Source organism: Kribbella sancticallisti (assembly GCF_039530625.1).
GTDB lineage: Bacteria > Actinomycetota > Actinomycetes > Propionibacteriales > Kribbellaceae > Kribbella > Kribbella sancticallisti.
The window spans coordinates 77,075-97,816 of the sequence record NZ_BAAAOS010000066.1 but is presented as its reverse complement, the minus strand read 5'-3'; the positions used below and the strand labels follow the sequence as shown (position 1 = coordinate 97,816).

General features: G+C 65.0%; 21 protein-coding genes. 7 read left to right on the top strand and 14 right to left on the bottom strand.

Annotated elements, in window-relative coordinates; all coding sequences use genetic code 11:
* The first annotated feature begins 225 nt into the window (after positions 1–225).
* The 5 genes from ABD255_RS41500 (at position 226) to ABD255_RS41480 (ending at position 2,648) form a co-directional block, all read left to right on the top strand.
* The gene (locus ABD255_RS41500) at positions 226–1,128 is read left to right on the top strand and encodes a hypothetical protein (RefSeq protein ID WP_344222353.1); all 903 of its coding nucleotides are present in this window, start codon (positions 226–228) and stop codon (positions 1,126–1,128) included.
* Between the two features lie 56 nt (positions 1,129–1,184).
* A complete protein-coding gene (locus ABD255_RS41495) occupies positions 1,185–1,538 on the top strand; it encodes a hypothetical protein (protein ID WP_344222352.1) in 354 nt (117 codons plus the stop codon).
* Between the two features lie 224 nt (positions 1,539–1,762).
* On the top strand, positions 1,763–2,053 hold the full coding sequence (locus ABD255_RS41490) for a hypothetical protein (RefSeq protein WP_344222351.1): 291 nt from the start codon (positions 1,763–1,765) through the stop codon (positions 2,051–2,053).
* Positions 2,050–2,352: a hypothetical protein gene (locus tag ABD255_RS41485; protein WP_344222350.1), complete on the top strand. Its 303-nt coding sequence runs from the start codon at positions 2,050–2,052 to the stop codon at positions 2,350–2,352. The genes ABD255_RS41490 and ABD255_RS41485 overlap by 4 nt, the downstream gene beginning before the upstream one ends.
* Positions 2,349–2,648: a hypothetical protein gene (locus ABD255_RS41480; RefSeq protein ID WP_344222348.1), complete on the top strand. Its 300-nt coding sequence runs from the start codon at positions 2,349–2,351 to the stop codon at positions 2,646–2,648. Before ABD255_RS41485 ends, ABD255_RS41480 begins: the two co-directional genes overlap by 4 nt.
* Before the next feature lie 27 nt (positions 2,649–2,675).
* On the opposite strand, the gene ABD255_RS41475 is transcribed toward ABD255_RS41480, so the two are convergent.
* On the bottom strand, positions 2,676–3,677 hold the full coding sequence (locus ABD255_RS41475) for an ATP-dependent DNA ligase (protein WP_344222347.1): 1,002 nt from the start codon (positions 3,675–3,677) through the stop codon (positions 2,676–2,678).
* 167 nt (positions 3,678–3,844) lie between these two features.
* On the opposite strand from ABD255_RS41475, the gene ABD255_RS41470 reads away from it, so the two are divergent.
* Positions 3,845–4,054 carry a hypothetical protein gene (locus ABD255_RS41470; protein WP_344222346.1) on the top strand — a complete coding sequence of 70 codons (210 nt, stop codon included), beginning with the start codon at positions 3,845–3,847 and terminating at the stop codon, positions 4,052–4,054.
* Between the two features lie 7 nt (positions 4,055–4,061).
* Entirely contained in the window at positions 4,062–5,147 is a 1,086-nt protein-coding gene (locus ABD255_RS41465; protein WP_344222345.1) for an IS630 family transposase, read from the top strand.
* A gap of 419 nt (positions 5,148–5,566) precedes the next feature.
* Here ABD255_RS41465 and ABD255_RS41460 read toward each other — a convergent pair whose 3' ends face one another.
* From ABD255_RS41460 to ABD255_RS41400, 13 genes are all read right to left on the bottom strand, one after another.
* Positions 5,567–6,157: a CE1759 family FMN reductase gene (locus ABD255_RS41460; protein ID WP_344222344.1), complete on the bottom strand. Its 591-nt coding sequence runs from the start codon at positions 6,155–6,157 to the stop codon at positions 5,567–5,569.
* A 20-nt stretch (positions 6,158–6,177) separates the two neighbouring features.
* Positions 6,178–6,918, bottom strand: a complete 741-nt coding sequence (locus ABD255_RS41455) for a protein kinase domain-containing protein (protein ID WP_344222343.1) — start codon at positions 6,916–6,918, stop codon at positions 6,178–6,180.
* Complete coding sequence (locus tag ABD255_RS41450; protein ID WP_344222342.1) at positions 6,915–7,679, bottom strand: PIG-L deacetylase family protein; 765 nt, start codon at positions 7,677–7,679, stop codon at positions 6,915–6,917. Before ABD255_RS41450 ends, ABD255_RS41455 begins: the two co-directional genes overlap by 4 nt.
* The gene (locus ABD255_RS41445; protein WP_344222341.1) at positions 7,676–8,800 is read right to left on the bottom strand and encodes a glycosyltransferase; all 1,125 of its coding nucleotides are present in this window, start codon (positions 8,798–8,800) and stop codon (positions 7,676–7,678) included. The genes ABD255_RS41450 and ABD255_RS41445 overlap by 4 nt, the downstream gene beginning before the upstream one ends.
* 59 nt (positions 8,801–8,859) lie before the next feature.
* On the bottom strand, positions 8,860–9,756 hold the full coding sequence (locus ABD255_RS41440; protein ID WP_344222340.1) for a class I SAM-dependent methyltransferase: 897 nt from the start codon (positions 9,754–9,756) through the stop codon (positions 8,860–8,862).
* On the bottom strand, positions 9,753–10,415 hold the full coding sequence (locus ABD255_RS41435) for a histidine phosphatase family protein (protein WP_344222339.1): 663 nt from the start codon (positions 10,413–10,415) through the stop codon (positions 9,753–9,755). The genes ABD255_RS41440 and ABD255_RS41435 overlap by 4 nt, the downstream gene beginning before the upstream one ends.
* A complete protein-coding gene (locus ABD255_RS41430; RefSeq protein WP_344222338.1) occupies positions 10,402–11,760 on the bottom strand; it encodes an ATP-binding cassette domain-containing protein in 1,359 nt (452 codons plus the stop codon). The genes ABD255_RS41435 and ABD255_RS41430 overlap by 14 nt, the downstream gene beginning before the upstream one ends.
* 443 nt (positions 11,761–12,203) lie before the next feature.
* Positions 12,204–13,229: an ATP-binding cassette domain-containing protein gene (locus tag ABD255_RS41425; protein ID WP_344222337.1), complete on the bottom strand. Its 1,026-nt coding sequence runs from the start codon at positions 13,227–13,229 to the stop codon at positions 12,204–12,206.
* Positions 13,230–13,963: 734 nt separating this feature from the next.
* The gene (locus tag ABD255_RS41420; protein WP_344222336.1) at positions 13,964–15,328 is read right to left on the bottom strand and encodes a condensation domain-containing protein; all 1,365 of its coding nucleotides are present in this window, start codon (positions 15,326–15,328) and stop codon (positions 13,964–13,966) included.
* Positions 15,329–15,339: 11 nt separating this feature from the next.
* Entirely contained in the window at positions 15,340–17,181 is a 1,842-nt protein-coding gene (locus ABD255_RS41415) for a non-ribosomal peptide synthetase (RefSeq protein WP_344222335.1), read from the bottom strand.
* A gap of 40 nt (positions 17,182–17,221) precedes the next feature.
* Positions 17,222–18,454 carry a methionine adenosyltransferase gene (locus ABD255_RS41410; protein ID WP_344222334.1) on the bottom strand — a complete coding sequence of 411 codons (1,233 nt, stop codon included), beginning with the start codon at positions 18,452–18,454 and terminating at the stop codon, positions 17,222–17,224.
* A gap of 10 nt (positions 18,455–18,464) precedes the next feature.
* Entirely contained in the window at positions 18,465–19,520 is a 1,056-nt protein-coding gene (locus ABD255_RS41405) for a MupA/Atu3671 family FMN-dependent luciferase-like monooxygenase (protein ID WP_344222333.1), read from the bottom strand.
* Positions 19,517–20,431 carry a TauD/TfdA family dioxygenase gene (locus ABD255_RS41400; RefSeq protein WP_344222332.1) on the bottom strand — a complete coding sequence of 305 codons (915 nt, stop codon included), beginning with the start codon at positions 20,429–20,431 and terminating at the stop codon, positions 19,517–19,519. Before ABD255_RS41400 ends, ABD255_RS41405 begins: the two co-directional genes overlap by 4 nt.
* Between the last annotated feature and the right edge of the window lie 311 nt (positions 20,432–20,742).

The window sequence follows — 20,742 nt, the reverse complement described above, 5'->3', positions numbered from 1 at the left end:
AGCGTTTGTTCTCCCCCTCCTGGCACTCCATTCTGACCCGACACGCCTGCTCCACAACCGCCGACGTACCCGGCGCTGCGCGTGTTCTCCGCTGCGCTGCGCCCACGCACATCGCGGCGGTTGTGGCTCAGTCGCTTACGGGTCCGAAGTTCCGTCGCCAGGAGGGGGCGAACAACGGTCGGCCGAAGGCTGACGGCCCCGGCTGGCGGAACGGAGCTCGCATCTATGTACTCGGCCGAAGTTGCCCGGATCGCCCCGCTGTCGCGCGATCAATCCACCGTGCTGGTGAAGCTCAGCCTTGCCGCAGCAATCACCCACGGATTCACCGTGGCCTATGACAGAGGTGTCGCGCTCGTGTCGACCGACAGCTCTGGCGCTGTCCTGGGCCTCAGCAATCTGGCCCGGACCGTGGCCCAGCACGACAGGAGCGAATGGCCCCGGCTGATCGAGGAGCACTTCGGCTGCCTCGCTCGGCAACTGCGTCAAGGTCCGCCTGCGCCGCCCGCCGACCCGGTCAACGAACTGATCCAGCGCCTCGTACCGAGGGACGCCCTCCCCGCCGACTGGACCGCCGACCGACCCGACTTCCTGCCTGGGCTGGTGGCAGTTCCCGCGACGATCAACGACGGCACGGTGACGATGTACCTGGACCCGGCTGACCTCGGTCTCACCTGGTCAGCCGCCGACAGCTTCGGTCTGGCCAACCTGCAGAAACTCGCCGCTCACGTCGAGCACGAGGAGATCCACGGCGTAGGGATCACCTTCGTCACGGGCACATCGTTCGCCGCTTCCAAAGCGCTCGTGCTGGATACCGTCCTCCGCGACTCTCTGAACGTCGAGGCCCCGCAGTACGGCGTACTCGCGGCTCTGCCGACCCGAGATGTCCTGATGCTTCACGTCGTCGAGGACCTGTCCGTCATCTCGGCCCTGGGACACCTCCTGAACCTCGCAGCAAGATCCCACGCAACCGGTCAGGGCCCGCTCACACCGGCCGTCTACTGGGTGTCACCAGAGCAGACGTGGCACCCGGCGACCGCCGCCTCTCCCAACCGGACGTCGCTGCGCCTGTCCCCCAACATCGAGGCACTGACCCGGGACCTCGCTGCGCGTGAAGAGAGCAGCAGGTGACCCGGGACCGCGCCGAACTGCGAAAGTCGATGCTCAGGGCATCCACCCTCGACCAGATGGTGAAGAACCCCCGCCAGTTCCCCGCCTGGGTGCTGCGCGAGGCACTCACCGAACTGGTCGAGCGGCGGGCAGCCGACCGGCCACCGCCAGGCGAAGCACTGCCCATGTTCGTTGAAGATCCGGACCGGGTGATGCTGGTGTGCCCGAGGCCCGAGTGCCTCGCCGAGAACGAGATCTGCGAGCTCGCCACGGGCATGCAGTGGAACGAACTCATCTGGGACATCGAGACCGAGGAGATTGACACCCTGATCGAAAAGGGCGTCAGCTTCCAGCGATCCGGATTCGCCTGCCGCAACTGCACATGGGAAGTGACAGTGCCCGGCTGGCTCGAAGCGCTCGTGCCCGCCTGACCCCGGAAACCGGGAGGGAGGGCCAGGACATCCGAAGTGTCCCGGTCCTCCCGTTCGCGGGCCGGTACCGCGGCCGAGGGGCATCGAGCCCCCTCGACCGCGCGGTATCGAATCTTCGGGGCATCAAGCCCCTCAGATCCGAGCTGCGCGCGGTGGCCGGCCGGGTCGGAAACCAACCCGGCATTAGACACAGACCAGATCAATAGGAAGTAGAGGAAAAGGACATGGAACTGACGGAAGCTGCGGCACAGGCCGAACCGCCCATGGTCCCTTCGGAGACCACCGAGCCCGGACCGAACCCCGAGAAAGTCGATCTCGCCGAGGTCACCGCATGGCAGGTGACACGCGACATGGCCGCGATGATCCAGTCCGGTGGAAGCCACGTTGACGACGTCTTCTACGACGTCGAGATCGGCGACGGCAACAATCTCGTGCTGGTTGCCCGCATCGGCGACACCGACTCGCACTGGGTGCCCACCCGGCTGTTCAAACTCACCGTCCGCGAGATCCGATGAACCCCGCGCACATCCAGCTCGACCTATTCGGAGAGGTGGCCGCCCAAGAGGCGATCGCCGCCACGGCACACTGTGTCGTTCGCCGAGCGGGCATCCGCTACGAGCGCCGGAACCGCGACCCACGCATCGCGGATGAGAACGCAGTCCTCTGGTACGGCAAGTGCTGGAGCAAGGAGACCCGCTCAGAGGTCGGCTGTTGGGCCAACGGTCAGTTGATCGCGGTCTACGTCAACGGAAAGCGGAGCGAGGAAGCCCGCCAAGCCGAACTCGAGGCACGAGGCGGGGTGGCGCCAGCATGACCAACACACTCACGCTGGCCGAGCGCCAGCGACCGCCACTGCGCCGCCGGCCACCCGAGCAGCGATTCAACGACGTCGACCAGCTGGTCCAGCAGGTCAAGGCATCCCACAGCCCCATGGTGTGGATCCGGTGGCGAACCGTCCTCGGCCCGTACCTCGAGCAGTTCGTGCTGATCGACCTGGCCACCACCATCGGCGCGGCCGGAGATCACCTCGTGGTCCGCCGGACCGGGCAGGATCGTGCGCACTGCATCCCGCTGACCCTGCTGGAGTCGATCACCCGGGAGGAGCCATGAGCGACCAGCGAAACCGCGACCGCGAGATCATCCGGTGGCGGGCGTGGCAAGGTTCGGAACATCGTCTGGACTGAGGTCGGGTCGCATGCGTACCAGGCGCAGTGGGTGCCGGTAGTGGCCGTCGGCCTGGGCTGCGTCGGCGGAGACTTCGACCACTACGCCGGGCCGAACTTTGATGATCGGAGTCCTCTTGCTGGTGTGCCATTGGGTCGAGATTTCGTCGGGCCATGGATGCCGTGCCCCGGCCGGCCTCAGTACCTTGCTGAGGTCGGCCGCTTGGTCGTCTCGCAGCTTCACGGTCCGCCCGACAATCTCCAGCGTCTTACCGCGGTAGCGGCCGACGATCAGGGAGTCCGGGCGGTCGAGCGAGCCGGTGACAGCGCCGGCGATCGCCTCCACCGATTCGCGATGTTTCACTCGCAGCCACTCGCGGCGACCGCCGACGTACCGGGATGCGGCGCCTTTGACCACCAAGCCTTCCACGCCGAGCGCCGCGGGTAGTACGTCGAACCACTCTTTGGCTTCGTCGACGTCGCTGGTCACTGGCGAGAGCTGAAGAGGAGGCGACCAGGTCGAGGCCAGTCCGTCGAGGCGGGTACGGCGGACCGACCACCGCTGAGTACGCAGGTCGACGCCGCCTAGCGCCAGCAGGTCGAAGGCCATGAACAAGGCCGGCGGCGAGCCCACCCGCCCGCGCAGCAGCGCCTGGAAGTCCAGCTTCCCGTTGACGAAGGCAACAACTTCGCCGTCCAACACGACTCCGGTCGGCAGCTGCAGCAGCGCGGAGGCGACGATGCCGGGAAACCGGTGGGTCAGTTCCTTGCCCTGGCGGGACCAGATCCGCGCAGTTTCTCCCTGCCGAATCAATATTGCTCTAAAGCCGTCCCACTTCGGTTCGTACCGGCTGCCGCCCGGGAGCGCAGACGGGCCAGGAAGGACGGCGACCGATCGGACCAGCTCGACGTCGACCGGTCCGCCAAGGCCTTCCGGTAGCCGGGGCCCCGGCTCAGTTCGGCGAGCCGGTGCCATCGCTGCTGCCCCGAGTCTTTGCCCGGCGACCGAATGGCGGCCAGACGATCATGACCACCCGCTTCACGCGGTCGGTCTTCGGGCGCCTTGGGCAGAAGCGATGGACTGGTAACGAGTGCATATTTGAAGTGTGCAGGATTCGTCGGTGTCTGCCTGAGGAGTTGACCGTGACCGAAGGTGTGCTGACGAAAAACAACAAGACGGTTATGAGCTTGGCCTCTAGCCTCCGCCCCGTGGACAACGAGACAGCCAAGGATGTGGTCCCGCGCGGCTACGCCGCACAGCCTGCTCGCTACGACGAGGCGTACGGCGGCGAAACGAAGTACCGCGACTGGCTAGTGTGCCGCGCTGGAAATTCGTGCGTTAAGTCGGTATGATGGTGTGGTGTCGAGATCTGGGCGGCCGAAGGCCGAGTTGGTGCTGACCGATGGTGAGCGGGAGCAGTTGGTTCGCTGGTCGCGGCGGGCGAAGTCGGTGTTGGCGTTGCGGTCGCGGATCGTGCTGGCTTGCGCATCAGGGGCGACGAACAAGCAGGTGGCGGCTGATCTCAGGGTTGCGCCGAACACGGTGACCAAGTGGCGCCGGCGGTTCGTGGCGCAGCGGCTGGATGGCTTGGTCGACGAGCCCCGGCCGGGCCGGCCGCCCTCGATCCTGCTGGACAAGGTCGAGGAGGTGGTCACCGCGACGTTGGAGCAGACGCCGAAGAACGCGACGCATTGGTCGCGCAAATCGATGGCCGAGCGCTCCGGGTTGTCGAAGTCGACGATCGGGCGGATCTGGCGCAAGTTCGAGTTGAAGCCGCATCTGAGCGACGGTTTCAAGCTGTCGGCGGATCCGTTGTTCGTGGAGAAGGTCGTCGACGTGGTCGGCTTGTATCACTGCCCGCCGGAGAAGGCGGTGGTGCTGTGCGTGGACGAGAAGTCGGGCATCCAGGCCCTGGACCGATCGCATCCGGTGCTGCCGATGATGCCCGGCATGCCCGAGCGTCGCACGCACGACTACGTCCGCCACGGTGTGACCAGCTTGTTCGCGGCGTTCAACATCGCCGACGGCACGGTGATCTCCGAGATCCACCGCCGGCGTCGCGCGGCGGAGTTCAAGAAGTTCCTCATCGCGATCGACAAGGCCGTACCACCGGACCTCGACGTCCACCTCGTCTGCGACAACCTCTCCACGCACAAGACCCCCGCCATCAACGACTGGCTGGCCAAGCACCCGCGCTTCCACCTGCACTTCACCCCCACCGGCTCCTCCTGGATCAACCAGGTCGAGCGCTGGTTCGCCTTCCTCACCGACCAACTACTCCGCCGCGGTGTCCACAAAAGCGTTCAGGCACTGGAGAAAGACGTCCGCGACTGGATCGCCGAATGGAACGAGAACCCCAAACCCTTCACCTGGACCAAGACCGCGGACGAGATCCAAGACTCCCTCGCACGATATATCTCACGAATTTCCGGCGCAGCACACTAGATGAGTTCCTCACTCGCCTGCCCCGACACAGCCGAGTCCTCGACTGGCCTGCGGATCGGACGTGCCGGTAGTCCTTGCCCTGACGGAGTCCGGTCACCAAAGTAACCGGCTTTGATCTCAACAAAGGACAGGTAAGCCGGGCAAGATCTCGCGTCCCGGCGGCCGCTTTCATCCAGGCTGACGCGACCGAGCTGAAGCTACCGCCGCCTTTGATGCCGTGCTGTCGTTCTATGCACTTATCCACATTCCACTCGACGAACAGCAGGTGCTCCTCCATCGGGTAGCGGAGTGACTACGCCCGGGCGGTCCCTTCGTAACAATGTCGGATTCTCTGCCTGGGACCGGCGCCGAGCAGAACTGGCTTGGCAGCGACGTCCCGATGTGGTGGAGCCACGCCGTGCAGCCACACGACTGAGCTTTCATTGCAACCGATCGCCTCGAGCTCGCAGCGCCCAGCATTCGCTGCGGCGGTCAATCTCCCAAGCGAGCTCGGCGGCGGCACGATCGATCCGATGCCCAAGAGCAGTGCCGACCACGGCCTCGGCGGCCCAATCGTCCGGCCCGGCGAAGATGCCGGTGGGCAAGACGACGGCGTACAGATTCGAGAACAACGGTCGCATCTGGTGGTCGAGGACTAGCTGGTGACGTCCGGTGCCACCGGTCGCGCCAATTAGCACTGGTTTACCGACGAGCGCCGTATCGTCAAGCACCTCGATGAACATCTTGAACATCCCGTTGTACGACGCCGTGAAGGTCGGAGTTACGGCGATTAACCCATCTGCTCGAGCGACGCTCTCAAGCGCGCGGTCGAGCTCGGCGGACGGAGTGTTGTTCGTCAGGCTGTCCACTAGCGCGTGCCCATGCTCGCGTACTTCGATCAGATCCAGGTCGACTGTAGCGCCGAGCCGGTTCAGTTCCCGGCACGTCGCTCGGGCGAGATTGTCGGCGAGGACACGCGTGGCGGACGAGCGCCTCAAGCCCGAGGTCAGAACGGTGATCGTGCGATTCAACGGCAGTCCAGGCCGGCGCGTCATGACCCGCCGTCAACGCTGATCGATATCACGTCCAATGCTGCCCGCAGCTCGGCAGCGGACTGGTACCTGACCTCTGGGTGGAGCGCGGTTGCCTGAGCGACGATCTCCTGGAGGGCGGTTCTCTGGTTGTTGTCCCGTACTAGCGCCTCCAACAGAGTGCCGAGGGTGTACACGTCACCTGCTGCCGTGGGTCCTTCCCCCGCGCGGGTCTCCGGAGCCCAGTAGGGCTCGTAGAAGTGCAGGGTGCCCCGGGTACGAGCCGCGGCCAATCCGGGATCGAGAGCGGTCAAGCCGAAATCGGCGACCTTGGCGGTTGCCGGTACGGCGATGCGGATACTCGTTGGATCCAGGCATCCGTGCACCGCACCCTTCGAGTGCGCGTACTCGACTCCTTGTAGCAGGCTCCGAAAAATGATGATGCCTGCCGAAGTGGTAACGAGGCCCTCCCGGAGCCACGCGAACAAGGTGCGACCGTCGATGTACTCGTCGATCTGCCAGACTGATCCACCGACCGCGAACGCGTCGTGGACCATGACGATGTTGCGATGTTTCAACTCCACTGATTGCTCAATCGTCGCCAGAACGTCCTCGGCGACGACGATGCTCTCGGCCAGTTCCTCATGGAGCATCTTCGCGACGACCAAGCGGCCGGTCAGCGTGTCCTCGGCCTTGTACACGGTGAACCATGTGCCTGCCCCTAGGCAGGGCCCGACGACATACCGCCCCGCCAGCATCATGGCATCTCCTTGGGCACGTGGAGCGACTCCACACCGAGCAGCGAAGCAAACCGCTCACGCTCGAGTCCCAGCGGAAACTGCCCAGGGTTCATTTGCGAGGCATGACAGGCCAGGGCCTCGCGCTTGCGAACCAACTGTTCGGCGGACAGCTCGTAGCGACAGTCGACCAGCGAGCCCGGCAACCCGAAACTCGGAGACCAGAAGCCCAGGTCCGGCCGAAGCTCTTCCCCGGAGCGAGCCGATGCCAACCATCGGGTGACCACGTCGCGGTCGATCGTTGCTTCTAGCAAGGGTATTGAGGACTCTCTGGCCGCGCTGCGAGCGATCTCGTGCACTCGCCGATGATCCCGGTGGCCGTACCCCCCATTGCGGTCATAGCCGACGATCGCCGAGTATCGGCCGAGTTGCCCAGTAACCATTGTCAACGCCGCGAGGACGGCCTCGTCCGGGCTAGTCCCGAGGCTAACCGCACCGGGGTGGTCGTCATAGCAGGAATCATGAAACCCCAGGAAGTGGAGTTCGGCTACCTCCAGTGCGGCGCAGGCTTGATGCGCCTCCGCCTGCCGTCGGAATGTTGCGGGTGCCGAGGTCAGTTGTCCCGCCGCCAGGTAAACGACGGTACAACGCCTTCCGGTCGCGTCCAGCTCGAGCAGAACGCCGGCTGTCAGGAACGCTTCGTCGTCGGGATGGGCGTGGAGGAACAGGATCTCTCCATCCGGGAACACCTCGGCCGGCAGATCGCGGCGTGGTGACGAGATCACGATGCCACCACCATGCGGTAGGCCTGTCGCTCGCTAGCCGCGGCGGCCCGGGGATTGCAGAATTTCCCCGCAAACCGGACAGCGTCATTACGCAGTGAATCGGCGTTTCCATAGGCGGTCAGGGCCGCGATGCCGAACGCCGAGACGTCGCCGAACGGCACCAGCGACACGGCTCGGGTCGCGCGATAGTTGAGTCTGGTGAAGGGCAACTCCCACGCGACGACCGGCACACCGTGTGCGAGTGCCTCGAGCATGCTGATCGACAAGCTGTCGGAGTTGGATGGATAAAGGAAGACATCGCTGGTGCCAAGCATCTCTGCCTTGAGGTCCGCGTCGGCCCAGCCGTACCCCCGGGTTGTCCACCCTTGGCGCGCCGCCAGGAGTTCGTCGAGATGCAGTCTGCTCACTGTATCGTCAGCAGACCCGAGCACCGACAGGTGGGCGCCCGGCAGGACAGCGGCGATCCGGTCCATGATCGGCCCGAGATGTTCCAGGCCCTTACCAGGCTCGATTCTCGCCATATAGCACAGCCGGATCCCGGCTTGGCCGGCACTGGTCCGGCCGACCGCAGTTTCGTTCCTGGTCGGCATGCGCAGTGCGACTGGCGGATCCAGCACGGGTCGGCCGGGGCGCGGCAGGTACAGGTCCAGGTAGTACGCCACGGTGCGGTTGGCCGGGATAAAGGACATCCGATCTGCCACGTCGTAGAACTCGTGGTGATGGGCTTCGATGTAGGACCGCCGGTAGTCCAGCTGCTCTCCTCGTAGGCGGTCTCCGACATCAAGCGGAAAGTCCCCGGTGGGCCGCACGGGTGTGGTCAGGAAGGGCATCGCGTGCAGAATGGCCGCCACCTTGCAGCGGCTGCCTAGACGGTTGGTCAGCTCCCTCATGAGGTCCCAGACTTCGCTCTGCAGGACGACCAGCTCAGCCCCGAACCTTCGGACATGCCTCACGATCTCGGTCACCATCGCGGAGAGCCCGCGAACGCGCCAACCGTGGAACTCCATCGGCAGCTTGACGTGCTCGGCTACGAAACCGGCTGCCGGTGTGCCGGACCTCCCACCGAGCTCGATGAGCTGGATTACATCCCGGGCAGCCAGGTCCGGCAACGTCGAACGCATCCTGACGATGTGACTCGCCGACGAGGTCAAGTCACCGGTGGCCAAGATCGTAAGGCGCATCAGTCGCGGATCGCTCGGATGAACGCCTTGGGGAACCTGACCGCCCGCCGCCCCGACTCCACCTCGACGCGGAGGACGGCGATCAGCCGGTCCGCCTCCGCGGGGTCGAGCGCCTCGGTGATGGCCTCATCGAGCGTCGGCTGGTCCGGACCTGTCGACATCTGCTTGGCGAGTTCCCATCGGGGCGGCGGCCAGTCCGAACTCCGGCTGATCTCGAGGTTCAGCCACATATAAAGGGTTTCGAATCCGACCGACTCGAGCTCGGCGATCAGAACCCGTTCCTCGTAGAGGGTCTCGGTCTTCGGCGAGTAGCTGTCCAGCACGGCCCCAACCCGGGCGGCGAGATCTGCCACCTCCGGAACGTAGTACCCAGAGAGCCAGCCGGGCTTTGTCTCGTTCGGGAACATCTGGATCATCGCGAGTCGTCCACCGGGCCGGAGCACCCGGCGATACTCGCTCAGCGCTTCGATCCGGTCCTCGACGTAGTTGAGTATCGAGCGCACGATCACCACGTCGACGCTGGCATCAGCGAACGTCGACAGATCATCTGGCGGCAGCTGGCGATACTCGCACTGAGCCGGCACCATCGCGGCTTCGGCATTCGTCTGGCAGGCGGTCAGGAGGTCCTCGGACAACTCGGTGAAGATCACCCGCCCGTCGGCGCTCAGTCGCTCAGCTGCCCCGACGCCCATGTAGCCGTCGCGTGAGGCGATGTCGAGAACCACGTCTTCTGGGCGTAGCTCCGCTAGGTCCAGCAGTCGCCTTCGGATGGGTTCGATAAATTGGTCCGTCTGCCGACGAGCGTCGGGATCGCCACCGAATCGTCGCCTCAGCACCCACTCGGCCCACTGCTCTGGTTTGGTCGGTTGTCCCGCTGCGCGCGTTCCGGAACTCATAGATGGCCTCCTGGCGTTGTGGGGGGAACTTGCTGTCGGCTCGGCACTGTGAGATTGCTCAGTCCTCGCTCGACGACGGCTGTGAGTTCGTCGTCGGACAGGCACAGCGGCGTGACGTAGGCTGCCTCCGGCAGTGGCCAGTCGAGAACTGTGTGGCCGGGCGAGGCCACCCGCTCGACGAGCGAGAGCAGCATTCCGTGCGCCACGACCAGCCGCGGCGAAGGAAGGTCGAGACACGCCCGGAGACCCGCCAGCATCCGGCGGGCCGCACTGCGCCAACTCTCTCTGGACCCCGGGGGAACTGCGTCCGGGCCGGCGACTGTCAGCCAGCGACCGTACTCGAGCCACGGTCCGGCTTCGAAACTGCCGTAGTCCAATTCGTTGAGGCGAGGCTCTGGCAGGATCTCGACGGAACTCCCGACGAGCAGCATGGCCGCCGTCTCCCGCGTTCGCGGGAACTGACTGACTCGGCAACTCGCCACGGTGGCCAACCAGCCCCACTCGCGTTCCGCCCGGGCACAGCTGCTACGGCCATGGCTGTCCATCACGACGGCAGCGCTGGGATCACCGTTGGTGATGTAGGTCTTGCTGAGGCTGGTCCGGCCGTGCCGGACCAGATAGGTGACACCGGTCGACGGCTTGTGGTCAGTCGAGCTCACGGACGGCCCCTTCCTCGAGGCGCTCCTGCATCTTCCAGAGCTCGGCGTAATGCCCTCGCTGCTCCAGCAGCTGCTGATGAGTGCCCTTCTCAACCAGATGGCCGGTGTGCAGCACTAGGATCAGATCGGCGGTTCGGACACTCTTCAGTCGATGGGACACCATGACCGTTACGTTGTTCTCTTCCTGGCCACGGGCGGAAGTCTGCAGCAGGTATCGGCGGAACAAGTTCGCCTCAGTGGCCAAGTCGAGCGAGGCAGTGGGCTCGTCAAGGAAAAACAGCAGCGGTGCGGAACGCATCTTTGCCCGGGCGAGCGCCACCTTCTGCCACTCTCCTTCGGAGAGCCCTACCGCTCCGTCCGATCTGCCCAGCAGCGTGCCCATGCCGTTCGGCAACCGGCGGCGCACCGTGTCGCCACCGGCCTCTCGCAACGCCGCTGCGATCCGCGCCTGATCGTCGATCCCGCCGAGATCACCCACACCGACCGCCTCCGCAAGGGTGGACTCGTACTTGCCGAAGTCCTGCAGGATGCCGGCGGTTCGGGCACGCCAGTCATCGATGTCGATCTGCGCGAGTGGCACGCCGTCAACAAGCACATCGCCATGAGTCGGGTGATAGAAGCCGAGGAGAAGATTCAGCAGGCTGGTCTTACCCGAACCGATCTCACCCACGATCGCGACTGCCGATCCTGCGGGCAGTGTTGCGCTGACACCGTCGAGAGCTGGTCGTGTTCGACCGGCGTACCGCAGGGTGACGTCTCGAAGCACAATGCCCTGTTGCAAGGTCGCCGGAGCGGGGAGCTGACCCGGCCACCGGTTGCCGACGGCATACTGGCGAAGCCAATCAAGTTGCTCGGCGGCGACGCTGCCCTCGGTCAACTGATGCAGCGCCTCCACGGTGTCCTCGGAGCGGCCGCGGAGGATGCCGATGAGGCTGATCACAAGGAACACCTCGCCCAGGCTCGCCAGGCCTTCCCGGTAGCGTGCGGCCATCAGCCCCAGCATGAACCCGTAGCCGACGATGAAGACGAGCCAGCCCAAGGACGCGACCGCCGCGTTCGCGCCTTTGGAGCCGACCAGGTCTCGGGTCACCGAGGTCCAGATCAGCGCGGACCGTTCCAGAATCAGCTGGCCGGTCCGGTTCAGCCAAAGGTCGGCGATGGAGTCCGGCCTGGCACACAGGTCGACCAGCTCCTGCTCCAGCCGTTCAGCCGTCGCAAGTCTTCTCCGGGTCGCACGGTAGCGGGCCGCGCCGACCTGGGCGGCGAGGACCGGTGCCATTGAGACAACAATCAGCGGCAGCACGAGCGGCTCGATGACGGCCAGAGCGATCGCCAGGATCGCCAAGCTGGCGAGGCGGACCAACGACTCTACCGTGACCCAGGCGTACGACGCGATCTCGCCACCACTACCGCGGAGCCGATCCACAGCATCGGCCAACTCCGTTGTCTCCACATGCTGGATGGTCGGTACCGTCATGGCGATCCGGAGGATCTCGTCGTCGTACACCTCCCGGCCGACGCGCTCGCAGAGGTCTTCCCGGATCGCGATCCGCAGACCGGAGCCTACGGTCGCGATGCCTAGTCCAGCCGCACAGACGATCACCCAGCCGGTCGCAGCCCAGCCCCGTCCGGCCGCTGCGGCATCCACCACGCCACGGAGCCCGAACACCAGCCCAGCCGAATTGATCATCTCGAGAGTCAACAAGCCGGCGAGTCCTGTCACGGCGCGGCGATCCAGGTACCAGCTGCGGCGAATCGCCGGCCGGACCACCGAGAAGGCTGACGTTCTCACCTGTGCTCCTCGAACGCGTCGGCCGCGGTATCCGCGAACAGGGTGGCGTAAGCGCCTGCTGCCAGCAGAAGCTCCTGGTGGCTACCGGATTCGGCGACCTTGCCGTCCGCGAGCATGATGATCCGGTCCGCGGACAGGACTGTCGACAGGCGATGAGAGATGAGAACGACCGAGCAGTCCTTCCCTTGCCGCGACAGCCAAGTCAGCGTTCGTTCCTCTGTGCGGACGTCCATGTTCGCCGTCGGCTCATCAAGGATGAGAAACTGAGCGCCCGCTCGGACCGCGTGCATTGCCCGGGACAAGGTCACCAACTGCCACTCACCGCCCGACAGATTCACTCCACCTGGTTGCGAACCGCTGAGTATCGTGTCGCGGCCCTTCGGCAGGCGCTGGACGATCTCCTCGATCCCAGGCGCCTCGTCCGTCGTTGCCATAGCCAGCTGTGGATCCAGATTGAACCTGAGTGACAGTGGATAGCGAACTGGACGCTGTGGCACGACCGAGAGGTGCTGCCACCAGACCGGCAGGCCAAGATCGCTGATTCTGGTGCCATTGACGGTGATCTCACCATGATCGGGCTGGAGCAGCCCGGTGAGGAGTTTGATCAGCGTCGTCTTGCCTGCGCCGTTGTGGCCGACGACTGCGACAGTCTCTCCTGGGCCGATAGTGAAGCTCACACCATCGAGAGCTGGTCTTCTAGCGCCAGGGTAGGTGTAGTGGACATCCTGGATGCGGACGGTGCCTGGTGCGTGGCCGAGGTCGGAGACTCCGTTGGCGACCGCGAGCGACGTTCGCCTGAGCAGTTCCTGACCCGCGAGCGCGGCTGGCATTCCACCGAGAATGTCGAAGAACTCTTGCCCGACGAGGCTGAATGCGAAGGTCAGCGCAGTGAGCGCGCTGATCGTGGTGGCAAGGTCTTCTGGCGTGCTTCGTCCGGCAACCACCTGCGCCGAGGCCAGACCGAAGACTGTCCCGATCACAGCTACCACGCATAGTCCGCTCAGCGCCTGGTCGGCGACCATCCGTGACCGTTCGGACCAGTAGGGGATCATTCGGCGGCGAATACTTCGCCGATACTGGGCGGCGAGCCAGGAGGACAACCCGAGGACTCGGCTCTCGCTCGCGGGACCAGGGGCTGTGCTGAGTCGCCCCCAATACTCAGCTCTCGCGGCGGCTGCCGAGGTGTCGTTCCAGATCCGCCAAAGCTTGCTCACCCGCCGGCAGCCGACCAGCCGAATGAGGACGAGTGCGGCCAGGGCCACGGCCGCCAGCCAGATCGACTGCCGCGCAAGGACCACCGTCGTCAGACCGCCGGCCACGAACCTCGCGATCAGCACGAGTTGACCCGTCGCGGCCGGTCCCGCCGTACGTTCTGTCCACTGTGCGGGTGTGCAGAGTGCCCGGTCGACCAACTTGGCCGCCTCGGAGCCAAGCCAGCGAGCCGGATCTGGGAACGAGACCACAGCTCTGCTCACGGCCTGCCGTTGCCAGCCGTCGATTCGCCGGTTCGCCAGCATCCTCGCGGGTTGCAGAAGCTCCTCCACCGCATGTGTCAGGAACAGGAGGCCGCACAACCAGAGCAGCGGGGACAGGTTCCGCGCATCGATCCTGACCGCCTCGACCAGCTGTCCAGTCTGCAGGGCGACACCAGCCGGCAGGACCGCGCGAAGACCGAGGAGGGCGATCAGCGGGTAGATCCCGGCACCGGCTCGCCTCGTCAGGGCGACAAGGGTCCACCTCGCCCGGATACGCTCGATCATGCCGTCCCCAACTGCCCAGTGAGGCTGTCTGGCCGATCGGCCAACCGCCGCACGTACTCGACGGCCAGCGTAAGCAAGCGCCTGACGCCGTCGGCGGGGTAGGCGGCAGTCGCGTACTGACACTCGAGCCGAGCCAAACCTTGGTTCGTCACAAGTGAGACCTTCAATCCGGGGTGCAGGTGGATACGGGATCGCTGGGCCAGATCGACGGGCGCCACTCTCAACGCTCCGGCCGTCCATTCCCTCAGGTCGGGTTGCCGGACCGAGAAGAACAGGTACGGCGGAAACCGGGAGCGACCGTATGCCTGCGGGTAGTACGTTCGGACAATTTCGCCAAGGGGCAAGTCGGCGAGGGCGTGGCTGCGGAGGATCCGGGCTCGGACCTCGGTCAGCAACTGCTCGGCAGTGGTGTCCGGCGGTGGTTCGATCCAGATCACCGAAAGGTCGGAGAACCGCCCTACCAAGTTCTCGGCGCCGTACGGCGATCTGATGTCGACAGGGAACATGGCACCGACTCCGTCACCGCCGGCGATCGTCTGCTGCGCGCCGAGCAGAGCAGCCATGAACAGCTGGAAGTTCGTCACCCGGTAGGAGCCACGGATGTCACGCAGCCGATCATCGAGCGATCTTGGCAGCTCGACGACCTCGACTTCTGCCGCGCCGAGTTCGTCGCCGGTGGCGCCAGGGCGTGGCGCCAGGGCCAGTGACGGCTCCGGCACATCTGGCGGCAGCCGGCCACGCCACTCGGCCACCAGCCGACGACGGTTCTCCGGCCCCAACCGCCGCCGATGCGCTGTCGCGAAATCGCCGTAGGAGACGGCGAGAGCGGGAAGCGCAGCTCGCCGTCCTGTCACTTCGGCCCGATAGCAGGACTCCAGCTCGGCGGCGATGAGACGGAGAGAGGCGACACCATCCGCGGCCAAATGGTCGATCGAGATAATTAGGTAGCTCTCCACTTCGGTCACCACGACAAGATCGAAGCAAGCCGTGGGACCTGACTGGATGTCGATCGAGTCTTGGTGTCCGAGCCCCAGGATCTCGTCCAGTTCTGGAGCAGCACTCTCAGCTTCGGCCACGACGAGGTAGCTCGTCTGGGGTGGCGTGACGACTGCCATGGGCGGATCGCACTGGTTGGGGAAGATGGTGCGAAGCGGCTGGTGACGACCCACGATGGTCGTCAAACTCCGGTTCAGCGCCTCGTGATCGACCGGGCCGTCGAACCGCAACACCAGCTGAACCTGGTCGTGTTGACGTCTGCCTTCGGCGCGGATGTCGCGCTCCTGCAGAACGCCGTGCTCTTGCAAGGCCGAGACCCGGTAGGAATGATCGGCGAATCCCTGCAGAGCGTTCTGGTCGGTCACCGGCATCCTGGTCAGGCCTGACCGGGCGAGGCATCGCGCCGCTTCTGCAGGATGAGCCGCGCCATCCGCGCTACGGAGTTCGCCTCGTCATACATGTCGAACGGGGAGATCTCCACACCGAAGGAGCTCTGCACCATCCGCAGCAGCCGGACGCCGGTCAGCGAATCACCGCCAAGATAGAAAAAATCTGCTTCCCGGTCGAGCTCCGGCATTGAGAGGACCTGACGCCACAGACCAGTGAGAGAAATCTCGATTGCTTCCAGTTCATCGGCGTCCGCGCTCCTCTCCGTCGCCGGTTGCGGACCAGGCGTTCTCGTCGAGTCCGACATCTTCTCTCCAACCAGCTCACCAATTCTCGATCGGCGTAGCTTTCCGGTGACGCCTTCGGGCATGCTCTCCTCGATCACGATCTGCTTCGGTACCTTGAAGGCCGCGAGTTCGGACATCAAGGCTCGCCGGATCACCTCCTGATCGAGACCCGGCGCAGAGGCGACCGTCACCACCGCACCGATGTCCTGACCTAGGTCGGCGTCGGGCACGCCGAACGCGAACGCCTCGGAGACCCCGGGGATCGCTTCCAGGGCCGCTTCAACCTCAGCCGGCGAAACCTTTTCGCCGCCTTTGTTGATGACGTCTTCGATCCGGCCGGATACGGCCAGGTACCCGTCGCCGGTCAGGAGACCCGCGTCGCCGGTGAAGAACCAACCGTCCCGGTGAGCGGTCGGCGGTCCGTCCCAGTAGCCGGCGACCACATTCGGTCCTCGGACCGCAATCTCTCCCTTCTTTTCGGCCGGAAGTATGCGGGCGCGGTCTTCGCTGTAGATACGCACCTCCGCACCGGTGACCACGCCGGTATAACCCTGGCGATGGCCCTCCCCGGTCAGTGGCGTCGACGCCAACTGATGAGCCTCCGTCATCCCGTAAGACTCCACAATCGGTACTCGAAAGGTCCGCTCCAGCCGTCTGCGCAACGATTCCGGCAAGGCGGCAGAACCGACACGGAGGAATCTGACGTCCGCTGCCAAGCGGTAAGCCTCCCGCCCCTCGACTTCGGCAAGAAGTCGCCGGTACATGGTCGGGCTGGCCGAATACCAGGTAGCCACTTGGCCAATGGCGAGCGAGTCGGCCACCGTCTTGGCGTCGAAGGCCGTCAGACAGTTCACCGAGCCTCCGGCGAGCAGCGACGTGACGACGCTCCCAACCAGCCCCTGTACATGAAACAGCGGCATCGAGTTCAGCCGACAGTCCTGCTGAACCAGGTCGTATGCGCGCACCGAAGCGGCCGCACCAGCCAGGACGTTGCGATCCGTCAGCGGTACCAGCTTCGGCTTGCCTGACGAGCCGCTGGTGGCGAGGACGAACGCATAGCCGCTCCCGCTTGGCTCGCGAGACGACGACGTCTTTGGACATCGCGCGACGATCACAGGGTCGCCGGACCAGCTTCCACCTCGGCCGACCAGTAGGAGGCCGAGGCCAGCTTCGACTGCCAGCCGCGCCGCCGGCGATTCTGGGGACATGCTCACCACGGCTCGCGCACCCACGCGCGCGGCCAGCCGACGGAGTTCCGCCAGGGGCTGGCCAGGATGAACCGGGACACAGGTCGCGGCTGTCGCGATGCTGATTGACCAAATCGCCGCAACCGCCGAGTTGTCCGAGATCAACAGGACGCGATCACCTTCATCGACTCCCGCTGCACGCAGCATCTCTTCGCACTGCAGAACCTCGCGCAGCAGGCCGCTGTGCGTCAGCGGCGGCATCTTGGGTGCCTTGATGGCTGGACACTGGCCGACCACAGCACTGTTTGACTTGAGCATCGCCGATAGGGACTCAGGAACCTCGACGCCGTTAGTCATCGGGGACTTGCCTTGCCGATTCGCCGGAACCGACGGGAGTTCAGCATATCGCCCGGACTCCCGTCAGCAGTTCGGTCCTGATCGATTCCACCGATCCGAATACGTCATCGATGACCTGCTTCACCAGCACTGTGTCGACGGTGGTCGCACGCGCTTGCTCGACGTAGGCGATCCAGGGATCGCTGAGATCCCTTCCGCTCTGGGAAACAAGGCAGACCACTGTTGGATGACCGGTCAACTGGTAAAGCCGGTTGGCTGCCTCCACCGCAAGTACGTTGTAAAGCTTGCCGATGTGATAGACGGGGTTCTTTCCGGCGAATCCCTCGGCACTCATCGGCCGGAGGACCGAGATCGCGCCGGTGATGCGATTGCCTCGACCGACGACTCCCTCGTCGCCGGATTCGATCGACGAGCCGGTGGCAGTCAAGTAGAGCTCGACCTTCGCGTGGTCGTCGCGCGTGTTCAGGGCGACGCTCGGGCGAAGGCTTGGCGCCAGTCTGGCAGCGATCTCGTGGACAGTGTCCAGCAGGCTGCGTTTGCGCTCGACGTACGTTTCCAGATCTGGTGTCAGGGCAGCGATCTGGGGTACGCACAGAGTGATGTCGACGGCCTGATCTACGCGACACGCCATCACTTTGATGTCGGATCCGTACTCCGGATGCCGCGCCGAGAACGACGGCGAGTTGAGCTCCATCTCGATGCCAGTGGCAAGTAACTCCGTCCGGCCGACCGGCGCGTAGCCGACACCGCAAGAGGTGTCGTTGCTGAACAACCGCGACGCCTCAGGCAGGTCACTTGGAGTCCGTGGGGCGAACCATCGGGAGCGAACCCCGGTTGTGCCTCGGCCGCCCACATGCCCTGGGCTGGACGCCTGATTGTTGCGAGTCTGCACTACCAGGTCGTGTTTGGTGTCCAGGCGGGGCAGCCGCTCGCCGAGGAACTCGCGGGTGACTCGGTCGATGAGTTCCTCCACCCCGAGATCATCATCGCCGAGACCACTGCTGAACCGGCCGTTGATCAACGCGCGGACCGGGGTGGTGAGTACTCCATCACCAAACCTCACCTCAGCCGCGCCACCGAGGAGTGCTGTCTTGTCGGAGTTGTGGTGCAGGATTAAACCGTAACGCTCAAGGCAGCGCTGGGAGTACGCCACTGACACGGCCTCCGCCAGCCCGTCGGCCAGCGTGTCCGGATGCCCGGCGCCCTTGCGTTCAACGATTTCCAGTGGTGCGTCGTCAATAAACTCGGCTTTTGTTTCCGTGACGATCTGCACGCGTATCCCTTCAGTTTGTCGGGGCGGAACTAGATGTGGCCAGCTCGGCGAGCAGCCCAAGGCTGGCCATAGTCGACTGGTGATCGGTTCCGAAATCGACCAGGCACGCTATTTCGTCGATGCCTTGTGCTTCGAACGCATCGAGTCGCGCGGCTACCGTTGGGGGTGCTCCGATCAGACCGGCCCAGTCCTGCACCCGCCGTACCCCGGCCTCGACGATCTGCTCGATCTCATCCGGTGTCGGTGGACTGGCCTGGGTGGCGGGGCGTTTGCCCGCGGCGAAGTCGGCCCGGAGGTTGAGGTTCTGCCGCAGGTAGTCCCGGAGTGGCTCAGCGGACTGCCGGCGAGCGGCGGCGTCGGTCGGCGCGAGATAGGTCGGCAGCATCAGCGCGACACTGGTCCGCCCGTTTTGTCCGGTGCTGTCGGCTGCCTGACGGTAGGCTGCGCATCTCCTGGCCAACGTGTCCGGGCTGTTGAAGTTCAGGTTGGTGAGCACCGGCAGCCCACTTCTGGCTGCGGAGTCGAAGGTCGCGTCGGACTGTGCGGTCAGCCAGATCGGCAGCTCCGCCTGGACTGGGCACGGCAGTGTCCGGACCTCGATCTCCTGACCCGAGCCATTCCTTCGGGTCACCGGCTGGCCGGACCAGAGCGCCTTGACGGTGTCGATGTCCCGGCGCATCGCCTCCCGGCGATCTTCGTAGCGGTCCGGTGCCAGGACGAAGTCGTTGGTGTTCCAGCCGGATCCGAACGACAGTTCCACCCGGCCGTTGGACAAGTTGTCGACCACTGCCCATTCCTCAGCGATTCGGAGCGGATCGTGGAGTGGCGAGATGACGCTGCCGGCCCGGATCCTCAATCTTTTCGTCGTCACCGCGACGGCAGCGCTCACCACCGACGGGTTGGGAAACGTTCCGCCAAACTGCGAGAAATGCCGTTCTGGCGTCCAGACCGCGGTCATCCCGGCCTCGTCCGCGAGCGCTGCTGCATCGAGGAGAAGCTGGTAGAGCGGACTGCCTTGGTCGATCGGCGCGGCGCGGCCGGCGAAGAACATCAGGCTGACCTTCATCTCGACGCCACCTCCCGGCGACCTTCCCTCAATTCGTTCCGGGCTTGAAGCCAGACCCGGAGCAGGTGACGTCCCTGCGGTGCGGTGTCTTCGAACTCCTCGCGGGCGTGTAGCACCGCCCGGTTGTCGACGAAAAGTACGTCTCCGCTCTGGAGCGTGAACCGGTGAACCGCGTCCGACGTCGCCAGCAGCTCGTCCAGTGCATCGAGCGCGGCCTGCTGCGCGGCTGTCAGTGGCTGGCCTACCAGGCGGTGGCCTCGGTGAATCCGGGCGCGGTTGTAGACGACGGACGGAACACCCTGACGAACGCTGACAATTGGTGATTCGAACACAGGCTCCACGCCGTCAGAAACGTCACCGGATCGGTCGAACATGAACGGCTGACGGAGAGTCACGTAGACCTCGGGCTGGCTCATCAACGCATCGGTCAGGTCGGCGATCCGAGCCAACTTCGACGCGCCACCCGCCGTGGCTTGTCGTACCGTCAGAAGCGCGAAAACGTCCGGCGTAGTGTTCGCCATATCAGTGTGAAATGCCAGCGCCCGGTTGGTCTTAGCTCCCCGTACCGATCGTGGGTCGACGTTCGCGACCACATCGACCCTGCTCAGATTACGGTTCTGCGGCAGCGGATCTCCTAGGCCAGTGCAATACCCCCAAAAACCCAGCTCGACCCGCTCGTCGTCGACCGGGAAGCCGCTGACCTTGACCACCCCCTCCCTCGCGAGGGCGGCACGGATCAGCCCGACGCAGGGGCAGCGGCTCAAGTCCTGGAAGTCACTGGGCTGGGCCGACGACAAATCGCGGTCGTCGGCCCGGACCTGGCGAACGGCCCGAGCTAGGACGTCGAGGTCTTCTTTAGGGAGCCGGATCGACACCGGCGTTGTCTCTGTCGAATGGGCACGGCTGGTCACAGTTTCCTCTCGGACGGGCGGAATCCGGAGCGATCCGGCAATGGTGAACGCGCTCAGCCGACCGCGATCAGTGGACTCATGGGCCGCTACAGCGCACCATTGCCAGACTGGATTATGACTCCACGTAATTGTGCTGATCCGATGTGTCATCGTCAACTGGATTGCATGTTGCTGCAGCGAAACGCCGTGGCCAGGGCAGAGGCCGCGGGAGCCGACTATCATCTGGCAACGCCGGCCTGGCGGGTCCCAGTCTTTGCCCCACGGGCCACGAACGCTGTCGCGCCACACACCGCGACGCCCGTTCCGTCCTT